The organism is Pseudomonas sp. ATCC 43928, from assembly GCF_005938665.2.
Taxonomy (GTDB): Bacteria; Pseudomonadota; Gammaproteobacteria; order Pseudomonadales; family Pseudomonadaceae; genus Aquipseudomonas.
On record NZ_CP041753.1, the window covers coordinates 1,736,399 to 1,756,841 of the forward strand.

Sequence of the window (20,443 nt, forward strand, 5' to 3'; positions counted from 1 at the left end):
CTGTTTTCGTTTCGGATTGCCCGCCATGACTGCCCATCGAATTGGTTTCCTGATTTGGCCCAGCACTAAAGCTCTGACGCTTGCGCTGGCTGAGGAGGCCTTGCGTGTTGCCCAGCGTGTGCACCCGGACGTTGTTTACGAATTGTCGTTTTTGCAGGCCGAACCGCCGACCGACGGCGCCTGGCAATTGCCCGGTGAGCCATGGGCCGGCAAGCTCGAAAACTTTCAGAAACTGTTCCTGCTCGCCGACGAACCACCGACTTCTCTCGCGCCGCCGCTCAGCAGTGCGCTGAAACAACTGGTGCGCGCCGGTTGTGTGATCGGCGGATTGTCAGCCGGTGTTTACCCGTTGGCGCAATTGGGTTTGCTCGACGGTTATCGCGCTGCCGTGCATTGGCGCTGGCAGGACGATTTCGCCGAGCGTTTCCCGAAGGTGATTGCCACCAGTCACCTGTTCGACTGGGATCGTGACCGCTTGACCGCGTGCGGCGGCATGTCGGTGCTCGACCTGTTGCTGGCGGTGCTGGCCCGCGATCACGGCGCCGAACTGGCCGGTGCGGTGTCGGAAGAATTGGTGGTCGAACGCATTCGCGAGGGCGGCGAGCGCCAGCGTATTCCGTTGCAGAACCGCTTGGGTTCCAGTCATCCGAAGCTCACCCAGGCGGTGTTGCTGATGGAAGCCAACATCGAAGAGCCGCTGACCACCGACGAAATCGCCCAGCATGTGTGCGTATCGCGTCGGCAGCTGGAGCGGATCTTCAAGCAATACCTCAACCGTGTGCCGAGCCAGTACTACCTGGAACTGCGCCTGAACAAGGCCCGGCAGATGTTGATGCAAACCAGCAAGTCGATCATCCAGATCGGCCTGTCGTGTGGCTTCTCTTCGGGGCCGCATTTCTCCAGTGCCTATCGCAACTTCTTCGGTGCTACGCCGCGGGAGGATCGCAACCAGCGGCGCAGCAGCAGCCCGTTCGAGTTGTCGTCGGTGCCGTCGGAGCGCGGTTGATCGATCAACCGCGCCATGATCGAGCGCTGTACTACTCGTCGATCTCCGAACCTTCAGAGTCGGAGATTTCTATTTCACCCCGATTGATCACGGCTTCCACCCCAAAATCCGCGCCCGTGCGCTCGAAGTAAGCGATCAGCCGTAACAGGCTTTCCTCGGAAAATGGATTGCCCCTCAACGAAATATTATCTGCGACGTCCACCGGCAGTTCCGACAAGTCACTGGGCACCTCGGTGATGGCGTTGCCGCTCAAGTCTGCCCAGTCCAGCTCGGCCAGCTGTAACAGTCCATCCGGTATCCGGTTGATGCCGGTGTCGTTCAGCAGCACGGTCGCCAGTGCCGGCATCTGACTCACATCAGGCGTCTGTCCTAGCGGGTTCGAGCCCAGGTCGAGATAGTCGAGCTGTTCCATCCCCGCCAGGGCGGCGACCGATTCTGAAGACAGACTGACGCGACACTCGGGGAGTGACAGAGCCCTGAGTTGACCCATTTTGAACACCGCCTCCGGTATGTCGCCAAGGTCACAGCTGCGCAGCCTGAGGCTTTTCAGGTTGGGAAAGGACTCCAGGAAACGTCCGATGCGCGTCACCCCCTCCGCACTGCGAAACTCCAGTGACGACACATGGCTGAAATCAGCGCTCAGGGCAGGCAGTTCTCCATTGATGACCGTTGAAAGTGTCAAATCGTAGGTGGGTTCAAGCGTATCGCTGAAGTTATCCAGCTCCGCATCCCGTTGCCAGCAGTTCTCAAGGGCTTGCTTGAATTCGTCACGGTTGGCGTGCTCGACAAGCAGTTGAGCTGCGCTGAAGGGTTCGTCTGTCAGTGGATGCAGGTCCGGAAGAGCGGCGGTCCAGGCAGACAGATCGTTCCTCAATTGGCTCAGCTCTTCTTCCAGGCGCGTCAACGCGCCCCGACCTTCCTCCAGCGTGCCGGGCAATTCGTAGACGAACTCGCTGGCTTGCTCGACTTCCATGCCAGGGTAGAGCGCCCTGACACGATCAATGTCTGCCTCGGGTGCGAAAACGCCCATGTCGAAAGCGCTGTCGACGTGATGGTTTTTGATGAGTTGTCGCGAGCTGTCGGAAACCGGATTGTGCGTGAGGTGTATGCCACGCTTTTCATACAGCGGACTGTCGAACAAGGCTGCCGGCAGTTCGCTGATTCCATTGTTCATCAGCAGAAGGGTGTCCAGGCGGGGGTGTTGTAGAGTGCCGGGCGGGATTTCGGTCAGGTTGGTGCTGCTCAGGTCCAGATGGGTCAGTTCAGTCATCGAGTCGATGCGGGGCACCGTTTCAAACGGGTTGCGGTAAAGATCCAGCATGGTCAGTTTGTTTAATGACGTCAGCTTCAACCAGGTGGGGGCGTCTACCCTGATGCCGCAATCGCTTAACACCAGCGCTTCAAGCTGCGGCATCCGGGTGATGGCATCGGGGAGGGTGGTCAGGGAGAAACGGCGCAGTTCCAGTCGGCGAAGTCCGCTGAAGCCCTGTAGAAAACCAGCAACACCTTGCGCTGCATGGCTGCCTTCCAGGGACAGCAGCGACACATGACTGAAATCTGCGGTCAACGATGGCAGATCACCCAGCATCGGTTCGTCGAACCTGAGCACGTACCGCTCCATGTCGTCCGCGGTGTCAAAATCCCGATCGGTTTGGCGCCGCCAGGCGCGCTGGATTTCCTGCGCCAGCAACCTGCGAATGTGTTGTTCGGCCTGGCGCTCCAGGGCGCTCAACGCAACCCCGGTGTCGGGGTGCGCCGTCGGGGCTTCGCTGATCCATCGACCCAGATCCAGATGCAATCGGTTCAGCTCGTGGTGTACGCGTGAGAGTTCTACTCGAGCGCCATCGGGGTGGCTTTGCAACGCCTGGACCACGGACTGCAATTGATCCTGGGACAGATCGGGATACACCTCTCGGACCCTGTCGTTGAGGGTGGGGGTCATACGATTGCCGCGATCATAGCCCTCCGCACCACCGGGAAGGCGCATGGTGGTCGGGTCGTAGTAGGGTTTTCGATGGGGATGCCTGGCAAACAGAGTGCGTAGCGTCGGCTGGTCCAGCGCGTTTTCGGCAATGCGCTGTCTGAGGACCTGGGCGTCAGCGATGGCAGGGCTGAACGCATTGCGATGGGCCTGGGGCAACGTTTGAAAGAGTGCCTGGTAGAAATCACCGGGTGTCTCCTGATCAACGTGATAGGAGCCATCCTCGTTGGCCACCAGTGTTTTCACGATGGCTGCATCGGTCGGGCCAATGCTGTCGCGCACGGTGCCCTCGCTGGAGTAATCCCGCACTTCGATGCGTAGTCCGTCCGGCCAGCCGGGCAGTGCGTTCAGGCTGTGCAGGGCCACTCTGTGGGTGTCGACGTTTTCCAGCGCGTCGGAATAAAGGCCTTCATAGGCGCGGGTTGCGCGGACTGCCTCCATGGCTTTGTTCGCCGCGTCCTTGAGCCGCTGAGGCACGCGCCCACCGTGCAGCTGGCGTAACTCGGTGCCGGTGGCATTGCTCACCAGCTCTTGCGCCACATCGGTCGGCAGGCCCCGCACATCGGCGAGCAGTTGCTGAACCTGCACATCATCGGTGTGTTCCTGAGTGCTGTAGAGCTGCTCGAACAACGACTTGCGATATTGGCGGGCCAGTGTTGCCGTTTGCTGTCTGAAGGCTGGCGTTTGAGTTGCCGGTGTCGGCAGTGGCGTATCGACCGGCCATGAGTCATGGCGTGTCAGCAGTGCATGCTGCAGGGTGGTATCGGCTTTTTGATAGTGCTCGGGTTGATCGCTGCCGATCTGTTCGATAAACGTTTCGATGTCACGGTTGATCCGCCAACGCTTGATCGTGTCAGTCAGCAGCGACGGCGGGCGATAGTTTTCGACATGCGCCTGGCGCAATACGTTGTCGTGGTAGCCGCTGATCCGCAGGATCTGTTCGCGCTCGGCACTGGTGAACGACTCGACACTATGGCCAAGACGACGCATGACCTTTTCCCGCTCCCAGTACAACGGTTGCTCCAGTTCGGTTTGCCAGGCGCCGTGGTGGTTATGCCGCAGCGACGGCTGATAAGCATTGTTGCGGCGCGGATGCTCAATCTGGAACCTGTCCGACATGGGGTCGGGTTTCACTGAGTACAGTTTTCCCTCAAGGCGCAGCATCGTTTTGCCCGCGTGTTGGTACAAGCCCAGATGATTGGGCTTTACCCCTTCGGGCAAACTGAGTGTTTGTTCGTAAGGTGTGAGATCCGGCATCCAGTAACGGGTTTTGCCTCCGGCTGTGGCGACAGGTTTGAGTGGGTCGATGAGCGCGACGGTTTCGCGGGGCAGAAGCCGGCTGAAGGCGCCGACGGCGATTGCACCGCCTACCGCGAATGTCCCGACTTGAACGACGGTTTCGACGAACGTCATCAGGTGTCCGAAGGCCTCTGTTTTCAGCCCTTCAGCCATGTCCACGATGCCTTCGAAGCTCTCGTCCAGTAACTGGTAGGCCATGTATCCCAGCATCAATTCACCAAGCAACGGCACCAAGGGCGCCGCCACGAACGACGCAGCTTCAAGGATCCTGGAGGCCACTTTGCTGAAGGCATCCCACAATGCCCAGCGGGCGTCTCGATCGGCGCTGGCGGTGGAGACGGCGACCGTGCTGGCGTCGTTGAGGATTTTGTTCAGCTGCCGCTGATAGCCATGGTTCCAGAGGTTCGCTTTGATCGGGAGCACGGAGAAACGCAGATTGGGACGCTCGACCGGCGTTTCGCGCCAGCTCGGCAATGGATCGCCGGGCTGGTGCTGATGCCACGTCACGGTCTGGAGGCGGTGGTTGAGATCGGCGAAAAAGTGTCCGCGTTCCTTGTGCTCGACGAACCGGCTGAAGAACGTTTGATAAGCGGCTGTCCGCAGCTTGCGGGTCAGATCGGTCATGAACGCCAGCGTGTCGGGGTATTGCTTGAGCGGATGTTCTGGGTCATCGGGAATATAGGCAATGAGCCGCGTACTCTTGCGTGCCCGCTCAAGGCTCGGCGCGAAAATGACAATGCCGGTCAGCGAGGATGACATCAGGGTCAGGTCGTGGCCATAGAGCGGCTGGCCATTGAGTCGCGCCCTCGAACCTCCTTCAACCATGCGCAGGAGCGCGAGGTGCGCATCATCTGGAATATCCTTGCGGATGTGTGCCATCTGCAGCGCCGACCTGAGTGCGGCTTTGTTCAAGCCGATCGTGCTGGATTTCAACGCGGCACCGGCCACCGGGTTGGTCAGTCCCACAAATTCCTTGAGATACGCGGTGTACTGGCCACCGATATCGAGTTCACGGCATAGCCGGGCGAAGGCCTGGACCGTGATTTTGTGCTTGATCGCCGGCAACGTTTCGAACTGCCCTGTGGACGACGGCTCGGTAATGAAGGTCGAAGCGGATTCGAAGGCATCTGCGGCTGTTTCCGATTCCTGGAAGTTATGCAGCGCAGCATCGAGCAGCGATACCGTCCAGGTGCGGGCGGCCCCGGTGTTGATTTTGAACAGGGTCACGGTTTGTGGGATGTACAGGCGCAGGAAGATGGTCTTGACGTCCAGTTCCAGACCAAACCGGGTTTTCAGGGCCGCGATGAGAAGGGGTTCGGCAAATGCCCGTGGGTTTTTTAGCGTCGACAGCTTTGAATCCAGGCGATTTCGATGTTGCCAGTGTTCCTGACTGAGCTTTTTCAGCGAGGCATGTTGTGAAGGTGTCGCGGTGCTATGCCATTGGGGAGTCGCAAGCGTGGTGTTCTTGAGAGCGCTGCGGGTTTCAAGCGATGCCTCTAATGCCCAGGCGGGCAGATTGTTGAACAGGTGATGGTAATGATCATCCGGCTGCGTGACGAAGTGATCGTCGCCTGCGGCAGAAGGGTGATCGTTTTCGAGTTGGCTCATGCGCTATTCCCTTAGCGTTTGGATGAGTCGCCAGCAAAACAGACGATGAAGCACTGCGTGCGGTACATATTTACCGCATCGGTCGACAAGCCTGCCTATAACCTGTGCCGGCGGTTTAAACTGCGCCTTTGCGACCCTATATGTCGCATTGCCGTAAACCCGGGCAAAACCGGTGTTTGCGCTATAAGAAGTTGTCGCTTGGCGGCAAGGCCGGGCTGAAAACTGTCCTTACAATCCCCTCATCGCTCGCCAGTTTCAGGCGAGTGTTCCTCATCAGGAGACTCCGATGTCCGTTGAGCACGCTGCGGTAGAACGCGCCGATTTTGACCAGGTAATGGTTCCCAACTATGCGCCTGCCGCTTTCATTCCTGTGCGTGGCGCCGGTTCCCGTGTCTGGGACCAGACTGGCCGCGAGCTGATCGACTTCGCCGGCGGGATTGCCGTTAACGTACTGGGCCATGCGCACCCGGCGCTGGTCGCTGCATTGACCGAACAGGCGAACAAGCTGTGGCACGTGTCCAACGTGTTCACCAATGAGCCGGCCTTGCGCCTGGCCCATAAGCTGGTCGACGCTACGTTTGCCGATCGTGTGTTCTTCTGCAACTCCGGCGCCGAAGCCAACGAGGCCGCTTTCAAGCTGGCCCGTCGCGTGGCCCATGACCGTTTCGGTACCGAGAAGTACGAAATCGTTGCCGCGCTCAACAGCTTCCACGGTCGTACCCTGTTCACCGTGAACGTCGGTGGCCAGTCGAAGTATTCCGACGGCTTCGGTCCGAAGATCACCGGCATCACCCACGTGCCTTACAACGATCTGGCCGCGCTGAAAGCCGCTGTTTCCGATAAGACCTGCGCGGTGGTGCTGGAGCCGATCCAGGGCGAAGGCGGCGTACTGCCGGCCGAGCTGTCTTACCTGCAAGGCGCTCGTGAACTGTGCGATGCGCACAACGCGCTGCTGGTCTTCGACGAAGTGCAGACCGGCATGGGCCGCAGCGGTGAGCTGTTCGCCTACATGCATTACGGCGTGACCCCGGACATCCTGACCAGCGCCAAGAGCCTGGGCGGTGGTTTCCCGATCGCAGCGATGCTGACCACCGAAGACCTGGCCAAACACCTGGTCGTCGGCACCCATGGCACCACCTACGGCGGTAACCCGCTGGCATGCGCGGTCGCTGAAGCAGTGATCGACGTGATCAACACGCCCGAAGTGCTGAACGGTGTCAAAACCAAGCACGACAAGTTCAAGACCCGTCTTGAGCAGATCGGCGAGAAATACGGCCTCTTCACTCAGGTTCGTGGCCTGGGCCTGCTGCTCGGTTGCGTGCTGGCCGATGCCTGGAAAGGCAAGGCCAAGGACATCTTCAACGCCGCCGAGCGTGAAGGCTTGATGATTCTGCAAGCCGGCCCGGATGTGATTCGTTTCGCGCCAAGCCTGGTGGTTGAAGACGCCGATATCGATGCCGGTCTGGACCGCTTCGAACGCGCCGTGGCCAAGCTGACGCAAGCCTGATTCATACAGTGCTCCTCAGCGCCTATCGTAATAGATAGGCGTTGAGATAATTTCCTGTGCCGGGCCTGCCCGGCATTTTTTTCCCCGAGTTGGCGCAATTCGCCAACCTGATGTTAAGAAAGGAGTGACACCATGCTGGTGATGCGCCCCGCGCAAATGGCTGATCTGGGCGAGGTACAGCGTCTGGCTGCGGACAGCCCGATTGGTGTCACTTCCTTGCCGGATGACGTTGAACGCCTGAGCGACAAGATCGCCGCAAGCGAAGCTTCGTTCGCCGCCGAAGTGAGCTTCAACGGTGAAGAGAGCTATTTCTTCGTGCTCGAAGACACCGCCACTGGCAAGTTGGTCGGTTGTTCGGCCATCGTTGCCTCGGCCGGTTATTCCGAGCCGTTCTACAGCTTTCGAAACGAAACGTTCGTGCACGCCTCCCGCGAGCTGAAGATTCACAACAAGATCCACGTGCTCTCCCAGTGCCACGACCTGACCGGCAACAGCTTGCTGACCAGTTTCTACGTGCAGAGGGAGTTGGTGGGTACGCCTTGGGCGGAGCTCAACTCCCGTGGCCGTCTGTTGTTCGTGGCCAGCCATCCGGAGCGCTTTGCCGATTCCGTGGTGACCGAGATCGTCGGTTACAGCGACGAAAATGGCGACTCGCCGTTCTGGGATGCCATCGGTCGCAACTTCTTCGACCTCAACTACGCCGAAGCCGAGCGTCTGTGTGGTTTGAAGAGCCGCACGTTTCTCGCCGAGCTGATGCCGCATTACCCGATCTACGTGCCGTTGCTGCCGGACTCCGCTCAAGAGGCAATGGGCCAGGTGCACCCGCGGGCGCAAATTACCTTCGACATCCTGATGCGCGAAGGCTTCGAGACCGATCACTACATCGATATTTTCGATGGTGGCCCGACTCTGCATGCCCGCGTCTCGGGGATCCGTTCGATCGCCCAGAGCCGTGTAGTCCCGGTGAAAATCGGTGAGCCGGTCAAAGGTGCCGGTCGTCAGTATCTGGTGGCCAATGCCCAGTTGCAGGATTACCGCGCCGTGTTGCTCGAGCTCGATTACGCGCCGGGCAAACCGGTGACCCTGGATCTTGAAGCGGCCGAAGCCTTGGGCGTCGGTGAAGGTGCCAGCGTGCGCCTGGTGGCGGTTTGACGCCTGCTTCCTGGAGAGAAATGTCTGGAAAGCAGCGAAATTTCGCGGGTGGCGCAAGCGGCCCGTTTGAGGAGATAGCATGATCGTTCGTCCCGTACGCAGCAGCGATTTACCCGCTCTGATCGACCTGGCCCGCAGCACCGGCACCGGCCTGACCACTTTGCCGGCCAACGAAGAGCGTCTGGCCCATCGGGTTGGCTGGGCCGAGAAAACCTTCCGCGGCGAAGCCGGGCGGGGCGATGCGGACTACCTGTTCGTACTCGAAGACGACAATGGCCGCGTGGTGGGTATTTCCGCGATTGCCGGCGCCGTCGGCCTGCGTGAGCCCTGGTACAACTTCCGGGTGGGCCTGACGGTCAGCGCCTCGCAAGAGCTGAATATCTACCGCGAAATTCCGACGCTGTTCCTGGCCAACGACCTGACCGGCAACTCTGAACTGTGCTCGCTGTTCCTGCACGCCGATTACCGCAGTGGCCTCAACGGCCGCATGCTGGCCAAGGCGCGGCTGCTGTTCATCGCCGAGTTCCCGCAACTGTTCGGCAACAAGATCATCGCCGAGATGCGCGGCATGTCCGACGAAGCCGGGCGTTCACCGTTCTGGGAAAGCCTGGGCCGGCATTTCTTCAAGATGGAATTCAGCCAGGCCGACTACCTCACTGGCGTGGGCAACAAGGCGTTCATCGCCGAACTGATGCCGAAATTCCCGCTGTACACCTGCTTCCTGTCGCCAGACGCGCGCAACGTGATTGGCCAGGTTCACCCGGACACCGAGCCGGCCCTGGCGATGCTCAAGAGTGAAGGTTTCAGTTACCAAGGCTACGTCGACATTTTCGACGCAGGCCCTGCGGTGGAGTGCGAAACCGCCAAGATCCGCGCAGTGCGCGACAGCCAGGCGCTGGTGCTGGCCATCGGCACCCCGGGTGATGACGCCACGCCGTTCCTGATCCATAACCGCAAGCGCGAAGACTGCCGGATCACTGCCGCGCCAGCACGCTTCGCCGCTGGCACGTTGGTGGTTGATCCGCTGACCGCCAAACGTCTTCAACTCAACGCTGGCGATCAAGTACGCGCCGTTCCGTTGTCTGCAGCTCGGGAGTCGAAATAATGAATTCGCTATACATCGCTGGTGAATGGCTGGCCGGCCAGGGTGAAAGCTTTCAATCGGTCAACCCGGTGACCCAGCAAGTGCTGTGGGCCGGCGAAGGCGCCACTGCTGCTCAGGTCGAGTCGGCCGTGCAAGCCGCGCGTCAGGCATTCCCGGGCTGGGCCCGTCGTACCCTGGAAGAGCGCATCAGTGTGCTGGAAGCCTTTGCCGCCGCGCTGAAGAATCACGCCGACGAACTGGCTCGCACCATCGGTGAAGAAACCGGCAAACCCTTGTGGGAAGCGGCGACTGAAGTCACCAGCATGGTCAACAAGATTGCCATCTCGGTACAGAGCTACCGCGAACGCACCGGCGAGAAGAGCAGCCCGTTGGGCGACGCCACCGCTGTATTGCGTCACAAGCCGCACGGTGTAGTGGCGGTGTTCGGTCCTTACAACTTCCCTGGTCACTTGCCGAACGGTCACATCGTGCCGGCGCTGCTGGCCGGTAACAGTGTGCTGTTCAAGCCCAGCGAACTGACACCGAAAGTCGCCGAACTGACGGTCAAGTGCTGGATCGAAGCCGGTCTGCCGGCCGGCGTGCTGAACCTGCTGCAAGGTGCTCGCGAAACCGGTATCGCCCTGGCGGCGAACCCAGGCATCGACGGTCTGTTCTTCACCGGTTCCAGCCGTACCGGCAATCATCTGCACAAGCAGTTTTCCGGTCGTCCAGACAAAATCCTCGCGCTGGAAATGGGCGGTAATAACCCGCTGGTGGTGGATCAGGTTGCGGATTTCGATGCGGCCGTTTACACCATCATTCAGTCGGCGTTCATTTCTGCCGGCCAGCGTTGCACTTGCGCCCGTCGCTTGCTGGTGCCGCAAGGCGCCTGGGGCGATACGCTGCTGGCGCGTCTGGTGGCGGTCAGCTCGACCCTTTCAGTCGGCGCGTTCGATCAGCAACCAGCACCGTTCATGGGCTCGGTGATTTCCCTCGGTGCTGCGAAAGCCCTGATGGAAGCGCAAGAGCATCTGCTGGCCAACGGCGCCGTGGCGCTGCTGGAGATGACTCAGCCCCAGGCTCAGGCTGCGTTGCTGACCCCGGGCATTCTGGACGTGACAGCGGTTGCCGATCGCCCTGACGAAGAGCTGTTCGGCCCGCTGCTGCAAGTGATCCGCTACGCTGATTTTGAAGCGGCGATCGCTGAAGCCAACGATACCGCTTATGGCCTGGCGGCCGGCCTGCTGTCGGATTCCGAAGCGCGTTATCAGCAATTCTGGCTGGAAAGCCGCGCCGGTATCGTCAACTGGAACAAGCAGCTGACCGGTGCGGCGAGCAGCGCGCCATTCGGCGGCGTCGGCGCCTCGGGCAACCACCGCGCCAGCGCCTACTACGCGGCGGATTACTGCGCGTACCCGGTGGCCTCGCTGGAAACCCCGAGCCTGACCTTGCCAGCGGCCCTTACGCCCGGCGTGCGCATGTCGTAAGACAGACCCTAGTAGCAGCCTATAACAACAGATTCTTGTGGAGCCTCGCTGATGAAATCCTTTGAAGTCAATTTTGACGGTCTAGTGGGGCCGACCCATAACTACGGTGGCCTGTCCTACGGCAACGTCGCCTCCCAGAGCAACAGCCAGCAATCCTCGAACCCGAAGGAAGCTGCGCTGCAAGGTCTGGCGAAAATGAAAGCGCTGATGGATATGGGCTTTCAGCAAGGCGTGCTTGCACCACAGGAACGCCCTGACGTAGCCGCCCTGCGTCGCTTGGGTTTCAGTGGCACCGACGCGCAAGTGATTGAGCAAGCCGCCAAAGACGCGATGCCGCTGCTGGTTGCCAGTTGCTCGGCGTCGAGCATGTGGGTGGCCAACGCCGCCACGGTCAGCCCGAGTGCCGACACCGCCGACGGTCGTGTGCATTTCACCGCCGCTAACCTCAATTGCAAATACCACCGCAGCATCGAGCACCCGACCACCAGTCGCGTGCTGGGCGCGATGTTCGCTGACCAGAAACACTTTGCCCACCACGCCGCGTTGCCGGCCGTGGCGCAGTTCGGTGACGAAGGCGCGGCCAACCACACCCGTTTCTGCCGTGACTACGGCGAAGCTGGCGTCGAGTTTTTCGTGTTCGGTCGTAGCGCGTTCGACACCCGTTATCCGTCCCCGCAGAAGTACCCGGCGCGCCAGACCCTCGAAGCCTCCCAGGCCGTCGCACGCCTGCATGGCTTGAGCGATGACGGCGTGGTCTACGCCCAGCAGAACCCTTCGGTGATCGATCAGGGCGTGTTCCATAACGACGTGATCGCCGTGGGCAACGGCGAGGTGCTGTTCTATCACGAGGACGCCTTCCTCGACACCGACCAGATGCTCGCTGAGCTGCAAGGTAAACTGGCAAAAGTCGGTGGGAAATTTCAGTCGATCTGCGTACCGCGTTCCGCGGTCACCGTGGAAGACGCCGTTCGTTCCTACCTGTTCAATAGCCAACTGCTGTCGCGTCCTGACGGCTCCATGTTGTTGATCGTGCCGGAAGAATGCCATGGCAACGAACGCGTCTGGCAGTACCTGCAAGGCCTGACCAGCTCTGGCGGCCTGATCCGCGAAGTGAAAGTCTTCGATCTCAAGCAGAGCATGCAGAACGGCGGTGGCCCGGCTTGCCTGCGGTTGCGCGTCGCCCTCAACGAAACCGAACTGGCGGCCGTCAACCAAGGGGTTATCATGACGGCTCCGTTGTACGGCACATTGACCGAGTGGGTCGACAAGCACTACCGCGACCGCATGACCGAAAACGATCTGGCGGACCCGCAATTGTTGCTTGAGTGCCGGACGGCACTGGATGAACTGACGCAAATCCTTAAACTGGGCGCGGTTTATCCATTCCAGATCAATTGATAGTCGGCGCGCTTTGGCTTTTTATATGAATGGCAAGCGCGCCGCTTAATCTCCAGATGAGAGCGTAAATACATGAGCGATACCCTGCAGCTGATCCTTGAAGACACCGACGGCACGCAACTGGAAACTTCCTGCACCCGCGTCGCGGTCATGTGGCAAGGCAAAGAGCTGTGGATCCAGCAGGACGGCCGTGGCCAGCTGCTGATCGGCGTGGACGTCGAAGAGGGTGACGCTGAATACGCCAACCTGCTGCTGCGCCCATTGGCGACTAATCTGGTAAGTCTGCAACTGGAGATGGAACCGGCCGATCTCGGTGATGATGAGGACCACGTGCACGGCCCGGATTGCAATCACGACCACTAAGGAAACCGCTCTATGCTCGCCCTCGGCAAACTGCTTGAACTGACCCTCGCCGGCCGCGAACCGGCGGAGAAGACTCAACTGACTGTCGAAGGCGTACGGATGCGCTGGTTGAGCGAAGGTGCGCTGGAAGTCCGGCCACCTGAAGCTCGCGACAATGGCCTGGACCTGCTGCTGTCGGCCGGTATCCATGGCAACGAAACAGCGCCGATCGAGCTGCTCGATCGCCTGTTGCATGACATCGCCCGCGGTGACTTGAAGCCGCGCGCCCGTATTCTGTTCCTGTTCGGCAATCCCGAGGCCATCCGTCGCGGTGAGCGTTTCATCGAGCAGGACGTCAATCGGCTGTTCAACGGCCGTCACGAACAAAGCAGCGGTTCCGAGGCCTTGCGCGCTTGTGAGCTGGAGCGGCTGGCGGCGACGTTCTTCAGCCTGCCGGACCGTAACCGTCTGCACTACGACCTGCACACGGCAATCCGTGGCTCGAAAATCGAGCAATTCGCCCTCTACCCCTGGAAAGAAGGCCGTCAGCATTCGCGCCAGGAGCTGGCTCGCTTGCGCGCCGCCGGCATGGAAGCGGTGCTGTTGCAGAACAAACCCTCCATCGTCTTCAGCTCCTACACCTACGACAAGCTCGATGCCGAGTCCTTCACCCTGGAGCTGGGCAAGGCCCGGCCCTTCGGGCAGAACGAAGGGGTCAACGTCAGCCTGCTGGAAACCCGCCTGAAGCAGATCATCGAAGGCACCGAGCCGCCAATGACCGATGAAGGGCTGGAAGGGTTGCAGTTGTTCAGCGTGGCCCGGGAAGTGATCAAGCACAGCGATAACTTCCGCCTGAACCTGCCGGCGGACATCGAAAACTTTTCGGAATTGAAAGTGGGTTATGTGCTGGCCGAGGATATCGCCAATACCCGCTGGATCATCGAAGAGCAGGGCGCCCGGATCATCTTCCCGAACCCCAGGGTCAAGAACGGCCTGCGCGCCGGCATCCTGATCGTACCGACCACCGACGAAAACCTGGTCTGACTGTCGTGGAGTGATCGTTCCCACGCAGAGCGCGGGAACGATCGTCTAACTAGACAGCTACCGCGCGAGGCTCGCTGCGGCGCAATGCGCGAGTCTTGTGCAGCGTATCTGCACACGTCTTCGCCGCTTCCTGACCTTTATGCACGAAATGCTCGAAGAAGAACTTCTGATGTTCTTCACCGGCATGGAAGTGGTGCGGGGTCAAAACCACCGAGAACACTGGCACTTCGGTTTCCAGCTGAACCTGCATCAGGCCGCTGATCACCGACTGGGCGACGAATTCGTGGCGATAGATGCCGCCATCGACCACCAGGCCCGCGGCGACGATGCCGGCATAACGACCGGACTTGGCCAGCAACTTGGCGTGCAGCGGAATTTCAAAGGCGCCACCGACTTCGAAGAAATCGATGTCCGACTCCTGATAACCCTGGGCAATCATTTCAGCGACGAAGCCTTTACGGCTCTGATCGACGATTTCCTTGTGCCAGCAGGCCTGGATGAACGCGACGCGCTCGCCCTGATGGTTTTTGCTTTTGCTATCGATTGCGGTGGGTTGCATGTTCTGACTCCTGTTTGTGTGAAAAACAGGGCGTTATGAATCGAATGGGATTTAAGGGTACGCAGGCACACGTGTCTGCGGACGGCGCTTTGGTACGGAACCTGGGCGGCGTCAATCCCGTTCTCTCTTCATCCGGACTATGACCGTCGGCCCCGGGATCACACCGGGTCTGCTGACCTTGCCGGCATCACAGCCATTGCCGTGCCTGTCGCCAAGCGCTCGCGGGCTATGCGCATTGCGCGCAATTACCGCCGGTGGGGAATTACACCCCGCCCTGAGAACGTTTTGCCGCCAGATTGTTTGGCGGCGAAGCGTTTTTAACACATATTTATGGGGCGTGCATGGCTGCTTTCTGATGATTGCTATCGGCTTTTCCGAAGGCATGCAGCCTCTTTTCCTCGTTCAAGGCTTGATTAATTGTCGGCATGACCGCAGTAATTCCTTTCCGAAACGGATTTTTCCCCTGTTTACCGAGGCCAGATTCATGAGCGTTATCGATCTTCGCAGCGACACCGTCACCCAACCGACCGCAGGGATGCTCGACGCGATGGCCAATGCCGCCACCGGTGACGACGTTTATGGCGAAGATCCGACGGTCAATCGTCTGGAAGCCGAGCTGGCAACACGACTGGGTTTTGCCGCGGCGCTGTTTGTTCCAACGGGCACCATGAGCAACCTGCTGGGCTTGATGGCCCACTGCGAGCGCGGTGACGAATACATTGTCGGTCAGCAGGCCCACACCTATAAGTACGAAGGTGGTGGCGCGGCGGTGCTCGGTTCGATCCAGCCGCAGCCGCTGGAAGTGCAAGCCGATGGTTCGCTGGACCTGGCGCAAGTCGCCGCCGCGATCAAACCGGACGACTTCCACTTCGCCCGTACCCGTTTGCTGGCACTGGAAAACACCATGCAGGGCAAGGTGCTGCCGCTGGAGTACCTGGCCCAGGCTCGCCGCTTCACTCGTGAGCATGGCCTGGCGCTGCATCTGGATGGTGCGCGGCTCTACAACGCGGCGGTCAAGCTGGGTGTCGATGCCCGGGAGATCACTCAGCATTTCGATTCGGTGTCAGTCTGTCTCTCCAAAGGCCTGGGTGCGCCGGTCGGTTCGGTGCTGTGCGGCTCGGTCGAGTTGATCGCCAAGGCTCGGCGTTTGCGCAAGATGGTCGGTGGCGGCATGCGCCAGGCCGGGATTCTCGCGGCGGCGGGGCTGTATGCGCTGGATAATAATGTTCAGCGCCTGGCCGACGACCATGCCAACGCACAATGGCTGGCCGAAGGCCTGCGAGCGGCGGGGTATGAGGTCGAGCCGGTGCAGACCAACATGGTTTACGTGAAAATGGGCGACAAGGCCGAAGCGATCAAGGCCTTCGCCGCGACACGCGGGGTCAAGCTCAGCGCTGCCGCTCGTCTGCGAATGGTCACGCACATGGACGTCAACCGTACGCAAATCGAGCAGGTCGTCGCTACATTCGTCGAGTTTTCCCGCATCTGATCGCGTTAGCGGTCCAATTGACCGTTTCTATCGTATAAACACGCTGTACCCCGCGCGCAGGGCCGATATAATGCGGCCCTTTGCCGTCGCTTCGTCTGTTGACGTTTCGCACAGGCCTTTGGCCGCAGCCTCCGTGGAAGAACCTAATGAAAAGCGCAGAAATCCGTGAAGCCTTCCTTCGCTTCTTCGAAGAGCAAGGCCACACCCGTGTAGCCTCCAGCTCTTTGATTCCGGGCAACGACCCAACCCTGCTGTTCACTAACGCGGGGATGAACCAGTTCAAGGACTGCTTCCTGGGCCAGGAAAAGCGCGCGTACACCCGCGCCGTCAGCAGCCAGAAATGCGTGCGTGCCGGCGGCAAGCACAACGACCTGGAAAACGTCGGTTATACCGCCCGTCACCACACCTTCTTCGAAATGCTGGGTAACTTCAGCTTCGGTGATTATTTCAAGCGTGACGCCATTACCTTTGCCTGGACGTTCCTGACCTCCGACAAATGGCTGAACCTGCCGAAAGAAAAGCTCTGGGTGACCGTCTACGCCAGCGATGACGAGGCCTACGACATCTGGACCAAAGAAGTCGGTGTACCGGCCGAGCGCATGGTTCGCATCGGCGACAACAAGGGCGCGCCGTACGCGTCCGACAACTTCTGGACCATGGGCGATACCGGCCCGTGCGGTCCTTGCACCGAGATCTTCTACGATCACGGCGCCGACATCTGGGGTGGCCCACCGGGCTCGCCGGAAGAAGACGGCGACCGTTACATCGAAATCTGGAACAACGTGTTCATGCAGTTCAACCGCACCGCCGATGGCGTGTTGCACCCGTTGCCAGCCCCGTCGGTGGACACTGGCATGGGTCTTGAGCGGATCAGTGCCGTGCTGCAGCACGTTCACTCGAACTATGAAATCGACCTGTTCCAGAGCCTGCTGAGCGCATCGGCCAAGGCCATCGGTTGCACCAACGACAATCAGGCTTCCCTGAAAGTCGTGGCTGACCACATCCGTTCCTGCGGCTTCCTGATTGCCGACGGCGTGCTGCCGTCCAACGAAGGTCGCGGTTATGTACTGCGCCGGATCATTCGTCGCGCTTGCCGTCACGGCAACAAACTGGGCGCCAAGGGCAGCTTCTTCTACCAGATCGTTGCAGCCCTGGTCGCCGAGATGGGCGAAGCGTTCCCTGAACTGAAATCCCAGCAGGCGCACATCGAGCGCGTGCTGAAGGCCGAAGAAGAGCAATTCGCCAAGACTCTGGAGCAGGGCCTGAAGATCCTCGAGCAGGATCTGGCTGAACTCAAAGGCGACGTGGTGCCGGGCGACGTGGTGTTCAAGCTTTACGACACCTACGGTTTCCCGATGGACCTGACCGGCGACATCGCCCGTGAGCGCAGCCTGACCATCGACGAAGCAGGCTTCGAGCGCGAAATGGAAGCCCAGCGCGTGCGTGCCCGTTCCGCCAGCTCCTTCGGCATGGACTACAACAGCCTGGTCAAGGTTGATGTGGCCACCGAGTTCACCGGTTACACCGCTCACAGCGGTTCCGCCAAAATCGTTGCTCTCTATAAAGAAGGGCAATCGGTTGACGTACTGAGCGAAGGCGAAGAGGGCGTGGTCGTTCTCGATCAGACGCCGTTCTATGCCGAATCCGGTGGTCAGATTGGTGATTGCGGCTTCCTCCAGGCTGGCGCTGCGCGTTTCGACGTGCGCGACACCACCAAGACCGGCGGTGCGTTCCTGCATCACGGTGTGCTGGATTCGGGCAGCCTGATCGTAGGTGCTCCGGTGGAGACTCATGTCGATGCCGAAGTACGCCATGCGACGTCGCTGAACCACTCGGCAACTCACTTGTTGCACGCTGCATTGCGTCAGGTGCTGGGTGAGCACGTTCAGCAGAAAGGCTCGTTGGTCGACAGTCAGCGTCTACGCTTTGACTTCAGCCACTTCGAAGCGATCAAGCCTGAGCAGTTGAAGGCGCTGGAAGACATCGTCAACGCCGAGATTCGCAAGAACTCCGAAGTTGAAACCGAAGAAACCGACATCGAAACCGCCAAGCAGAAAGGCGCCATGGCGCTGTTCGGCGAGAAGTACGGCGACAGCGTTCGTGTGCTGAGCATGGGCGATTTCTCCGTCGAGCTGTGCGGCGGTATTCACGCCACCCGTACCGGCGACATCGGTCTGCTGAAAATCATCAGCGAAGGCGGTGTGGCTTCGGGTGTGCGTCGTATCGAGGCAGTCACCGGTGCCGCGGCACTGGCCTACTTGAATGCTGCAGAAGAACAACTCAAGGAAGCGGCCAACCTGGTCAAGGGCAGCCGCGATAACCTGATCGACAAGCTGTCGGCTGTGCTGGAGCGCAACCGTCTGCTGGAGAAGCAACTCGAGCAGTTGCAGGCCAAGGCGGCCAGCGCGGCGGGCGACGATCTGTCGGCTTCTGCCCTGGACGTCAAAGGCGTGAAAGTGCTGGCCGTGCGTCTGGACGGTCAGGATGGCAAGGCGCTGCTGGCGCTGGTCGATCAACTGAAAAACAAACTCGGCCGCGCAGTGATCCTGCTCGGCAGTGTCCATGAGGAAAAGGTCGTTCTGGTTGCAGGCGTGACCAAAGACCTGACTGGCCAACTCAAAGCCGGTGATTTGATGAAGCAGGCTGCTGCGGCAGTGGGCGGGAAGGGCGGTGGTCGTCCAGACATGGCGCAGGGCGGTGGTACTGACGCTGGCGCACTGGATGCCGCATTGGCCCTGACTGTTCCATTTGTAGAGCAGGGTTTATAAGGCAGTGTGCCTGGCCCGCGGTCTAGTAGCGGGCCAGAACGCTGTTTGAGTGATTTATTGGGCGCCCTTCATGGGCAGAGGCGGCTTTGAAATGGCTTTGATCGTACAGAAATTTGGAGGCACCTCAGTCGGCACTGTCGAGAGAATCGAGCAGGTCGCCGACAAGGTTAAGAAATTCCGCGATGCGGGCGATGACCTGGTGGTTGTGCTGTCTGCAATGAGCGGCGAAACCAACCGTCTGATCGATCTGGCCAAGCAAATCAGTGGCGACGGCCAACCGGTTCCACGCGAACTGGATGTGATCGTTTCCACCGGTGAGCAGGTGACGATTGCACTGTTGGCCATGGCGCTGATCAAGCGTGGCGTGCCAGCGGTGTCGTACACCGGCAACCAGGTACGGATTCTGACGGATAGCGCGCACAATAAAGCGCGTATCTTGCAGATTGATGACCAGAAGATTCGCGGTGACCTGAAGGCCGGTCGTGTGGTGGTTGTCGCCGGTTTTCAGGGCGTCGACGAGCACGGCAATATCACCACGCTCGGTCGTGGCGGTTCCGACACCACTGGCGTGGCGCTGGCGGCAGCCCTGAAGGCTGACGAATGCCAGATCTACACCGACGTCGACGGCGTCTACACCACCGACCCGCGTGTGGTGTCCGTGGCTCAGCGTCTGGACAAGATCACCTTCGAAGAGATGCTGGAAATGGCCAGCCTCGGTTCCAAGGTGTTGCAGATCCGTGCGGTCGAGTTCGCCGGCAAGTACAACGTTCCGCTGCGCGTACTGCACAGCTTCAAGGAGGGTCCGGGCACCCTCATTACTATTGATGAAGAGGAAACCATGGAACAGCCGATCATTTCCGGCATCGCTTTCAACCGCGATGAAGCCAAGCTGACCATCCGTGGCGTGCCAGACACCCCGGGCGTGGCGTTCAAGATTCTCGGCCCGATCAGTGCCGCGAACATCGAAGTCGACATGATCGTGCAGAACGTTGCGCACGATAACACCACCGACTTCACCTTCACCGTGCACCGCAACGACTACCAGGCGGCGCAATCCGTGCTGGAAAACACCGCTCGCGAGATCGGTGCCCGTGAAGTCGTTGGCGACACCAAGATTGCCAAGGTCTCGATCGTTGGCGTCGGCATGCGCTCCCACGCAGGCGTGGCCAGCCGCATGTTCGAATCCCTGGCGAAAGAAAGCATCAACATCCAGATGATCTCGACTTCGGAAATCAAGGTGTCCGTGGTGATCGAAGAGAAGTACCTGGAACTGGCTGTGCGCGCCCTGCACACAGCTTTCGAACTGGACGCGCCGGCCCGACAGGGCGAGTAATGCGTTCCCCCCGAAGGGCGCGGTCTGACCGCGCCCTTCGTTTTTTTGAATGGTGCGTACCAAAACTGTTCTTTTGCTCGCGCTAGTCAATACTCAGGCATGTAGGGCCGCGACCTTTTCGGTTGTAGGTCGAATGCCTTTTTTTTGCAGACTGTTGTCCCTGAAATGAAATGCGTGAGGAGAAAGGTATGCTGATTCTGACTCGTCGGTGCGCAGAAAGCCTGATTATTGGTGATGGCGAAATCACCGTGACCGTGCTCGGCGTTAAAGGAAATCAAGTGCGTATTGGTGTCAACGCCCCGAAAGAGGTGGCTGTGCACCGTGAGGAAATTTACCTGCGTATCAAGAAAGAGAAGGACGAAGAACCAAGCCATTAATTTTTATCG

Annotated in this window: 14 protein-coding genes and 1 riboswitch; of the genes, 12 read left to right on the top strand and 2 right to left on the bottom strand. The window is 59.8% G+C overall.

Going from position 1 to position 20,443, the window contains the following annotated elements:
• Nucleotides 1–25: 25 nt before the first annotated feature.
• The gene (locus tag FFH90_RS07850) at nucleotides 26–1,006 is read left to right on the top strand and encodes a GlxA family transcriptional regulator (protein ID WP_007934898.1); all 981 of its coding nucleotides are present in this window, start codon (nucleotides 26–28) and stop codon (nucleotides 1,004–1,006) included.
• 31 nt (nucleotides 1,007–1,037) lie between these two features.
• On the opposite strand, the gene FFH90_RS07855 is transcribed toward FFH90_RS07850, so the two are convergent.
• Complete coding sequence (locus FFH90_RS07855) at nucleotides 1,038–5,894, bottom strand: dermonecrotic toxin domain-containing protein (RefSeq protein WP_138866952.1); 4,857 nt, start codon at nucleotides 5,892–5,894, stop codon at nucleotides 1,038–1,040.
• A 286-nt stretch (nucleotides 5,895–6,180) separates the two neighbouring features.
• On the opposite strand from FFH90_RS07855, the gene FFH90_RS07860 reads away from it, so the two are divergent.
• The 7 genes from FFH90_RS07860 to astE all read left to right on the top strand — a co-directional run bounded on the left by FFH90_RS07860 (nucleotide 6,181) and on the right by astE (nucleotide 13,908).
• Nucleotides 6,181–7,401, top strand: a complete 1,221-nt coding sequence (locus tag FFH90_RS07860) for an aspartate aminotransferase family protein (protein WP_064616456.1) — start codon at nucleotides 6,181–6,183, stop codon at nucleotides 7,399–7,401.
• Between the two features lie 132 nt (nucleotides 7,402–7,533).
• Nucleotides 7,534–8,553 (top strand): arginine/ornithine succinyltransferase subunit alpha, encoded by a 1,020-nt coding sequence (gene aruF, locus FFH90_RS07865; protein ID WP_007934901.1) that lies wholly within the window; start codon nucleotides 7,534–7,536, stop codon nucleotides 8,551–8,553.
• Between the two features lie 79 nt (nucleotides 8,554–8,632).
• Nucleotides 8,633–9,658: an arginine N-succinyltransferase gene (gene astA / locus FFH90_RS07870; protein ID WP_018926391.1), complete on the top strand. Its 1,026-nt coding sequence runs from the start codon at nucleotides 8,633–8,635 to the stop codon at nucleotides 9,656–9,658.
• On the top strand, nucleotides 9,655–11,124 hold the full coding sequence (gene astD / locus FFH90_RS07875; protein ID WP_168206194.1) for a succinylglutamate-semialdehyde dehydrogenase: 1,470 nt from the start codon (nucleotides 9,655–9,657) through the stop codon (nucleotides 11,122–11,124). Before astA ends, astD begins: the two co-directional genes overlap by 4 nt.
• A 51-nt stretch (nucleotides 11,125–11,175) precedes the next feature.
• On the top strand, nucleotides 11,176–12,522 hold the full coding sequence (astB, locus tag FFH90_RS07880) for an N-succinylarginine dihydrolase (protein ID WP_018926389.1): 1,347 nt from the start codon (nucleotides 11,176–11,178) through the stop codon (nucleotides 12,520–12,522).
• Between the two features lie 72 nt (nucleotides 12,523–12,594).
• Nucleotides 12,595–12,885: a hypothetical protein gene (locus FFH90_RS07885; RefSeq protein WP_018926388.1), complete on the top strand. Its 291-nt coding sequence runs from the start codon at nucleotides 12,595–12,597 to the stop codon at nucleotides 12,883–12,885.
• Between the two features lie 12 nt (nucleotides 12,886–12,897).
• A complete protein-coding gene (astE, locus tag FFH90_RS07890) occupies nucleotides 12,898–13,908 on the top strand; it encodes a succinylglutamate desuccinylase (protein ID WP_064616460.1) in 1,011 nt (336 codons plus the stop codon).
• 49 nt (nucleotides 13,909–13,957) lie between these two features.
• On the opposite strand, the gene FFH90_RS07895 is transcribed toward astE, so the two are convergent.
• Nucleotides 13,958–14,467: a 6,7-dimethyl-8-ribityllumazine synthase gene (locus tag FFH90_RS07895; protein ID WP_019582888.1), complete on the bottom strand. Its 510-nt coding sequence runs from the start codon at nucleotides 14,465–14,467 to the stop codon at nucleotides 13,958–13,960.
• 115 nt (nucleotides 14,468–14,582) lie between these two features.
• Nucleotides 14,583–14,753: riboswitch (FMN riboswitch) on the bottom strand.
• Nucleotides 14,754–14,951: 198 nt separating this feature from the next.
• Between FFH90_RS07895 and ltaE the strand changes: the two genes are divergently transcribed.
• The 4 genes from ltaE (at nucleotide 14,952) to csrA (ending at nucleotide 20,434) form a co-directional block, all read left to right on the top strand.
• Entirely contained in the window at nucleotides 14,952–15,956 is a 1,005-nt protein-coding gene (gene ltaE, locus FFH90_RS07900) for a low-specificity L-threonine aldolase (RefSeq protein ID WP_138866954.1), read from the top strand.
• 146 nt (nucleotides 15,957–16,102) lie between these two features.
• Entirely contained in the window at nucleotides 16,103–18,724 is a 2,622-nt protein-coding gene (gene alaS, locus FFH90_RS07905; RefSeq protein ID WP_018926383.1) for an alanine--tRNA ligase, read from the top strand.
• Between the two features lie 91 nt (nucleotides 18,725–18,815).
• Complete coding sequence (locus tag FFH90_RS07910) at nucleotides 18,816–20,057, top strand: aspartate kinase (RefSeq protein WP_007934911.1); 1,242 nt, start codon at nucleotides 18,816–18,818, stop codon at nucleotides 20,055–20,057.
• 188 nt (nucleotides 20,058–20,245) lie between these two features.
• Nucleotides 20,246–20,434, top strand: a complete 189-nt coding sequence (csrA, locus tag FFH90_RS07915) for a carbon storage regulator CsrA (RefSeq protein ID WP_002554426.1) — start codon at nucleotides 20,246–20,248, stop codon at nucleotides 20,432–20,434.
• Nucleotides 20,435–20,443 lie beyond the last annotated feature (9 nt).

Bases quoted from the DNA above. Each gene is read 5' to 3' on its own strand.
- FFH90_RS07850 (WP_007934898.1), top strand. From the start codon at position 26: ATGACTGCCCATCGAATTGGTTTCCTGATTTGGCCCAGCACTAAAGCT.
- FFH90_RS07855 (WP_138866952.1), bottom strand. From the start codon at position 5,894: ATGAGCCAACTCGAAAACGATCACCCTTCTGCCGCAGGCGACGATCAC.
- FFH90_RS07860 (WP_064616456.1), top strand. From the start codon at position 6,181: ATGTCCGTTGAGCACGCTGCGGTAGAACGCGCCGATTTTGACCAGGTA.
- aruF (WP_007934901.1), top strand. From the start codon at position 7,534: ATGCTGGTGATGCGCCCCGCGCAAATGGCTGATCTGGGCGAGGTACAG.
- astA (WP_018926391.1), top strand. From the start codon at position 8,633: ATGATCGTTCGTCCCGTACGCAGCAGCGATTTACCCGCTCTGATCGAC.
- astB (WP_018926389.1), top strand. From the start codon at position 11,176: ATGAAATCCTTTGAAGTCAATTTTGACGGTCTAGTGGGGCCGACCCAT.
- FFH90_RS07885 (WP_018926388.1), top strand. From the start codon at position 12,595: ATGAGCGATACCCTGCAGCTGATCCTTGAAGACACCGACGGCACGCAA.
- astE (WP_064616460.1), top strand. From the start codon at position 12,898: ATGCTCGCCCTCGGCAAACTGCTTGAACTGACCCTCGCCGGCCGCGAA.
- FFH90_RS07895 (WP_019582888.1), bottom strand. From the start codon at position 14,467: ATGCAACCCACCGCAATCGATAGCAAAAGCAAAAACCATCAGGGCGAG.
- ltaE (WP_138866954.1), top strand. From the start codon at position 14,952: ATGAGCGTTATCGATCTTCGCAGCGACACCGTCACCCAACCGACCGCA.
- alaS (WP_018926383.1), top strand. From the start codon at position 16,103: ATGAAAAGCGCAGAAATCCGTGAAGCCTTCCTTCGCTTCTTCGAAGAG.
- FFH90_RS07910 (WP_007934911.1), top strand. From the start codon at position 18,816: ATGGCTTTGATCGTACAGAAATTTGGAGGCACCTCAGTCGGCACTGTC.
- csrA (WP_002554426.1), top strand. From the start codon at position 20,246: ATGCTGATTCTGACTCGTCGGTGCGCAGAAAGCCTGATTATTGGTGAT.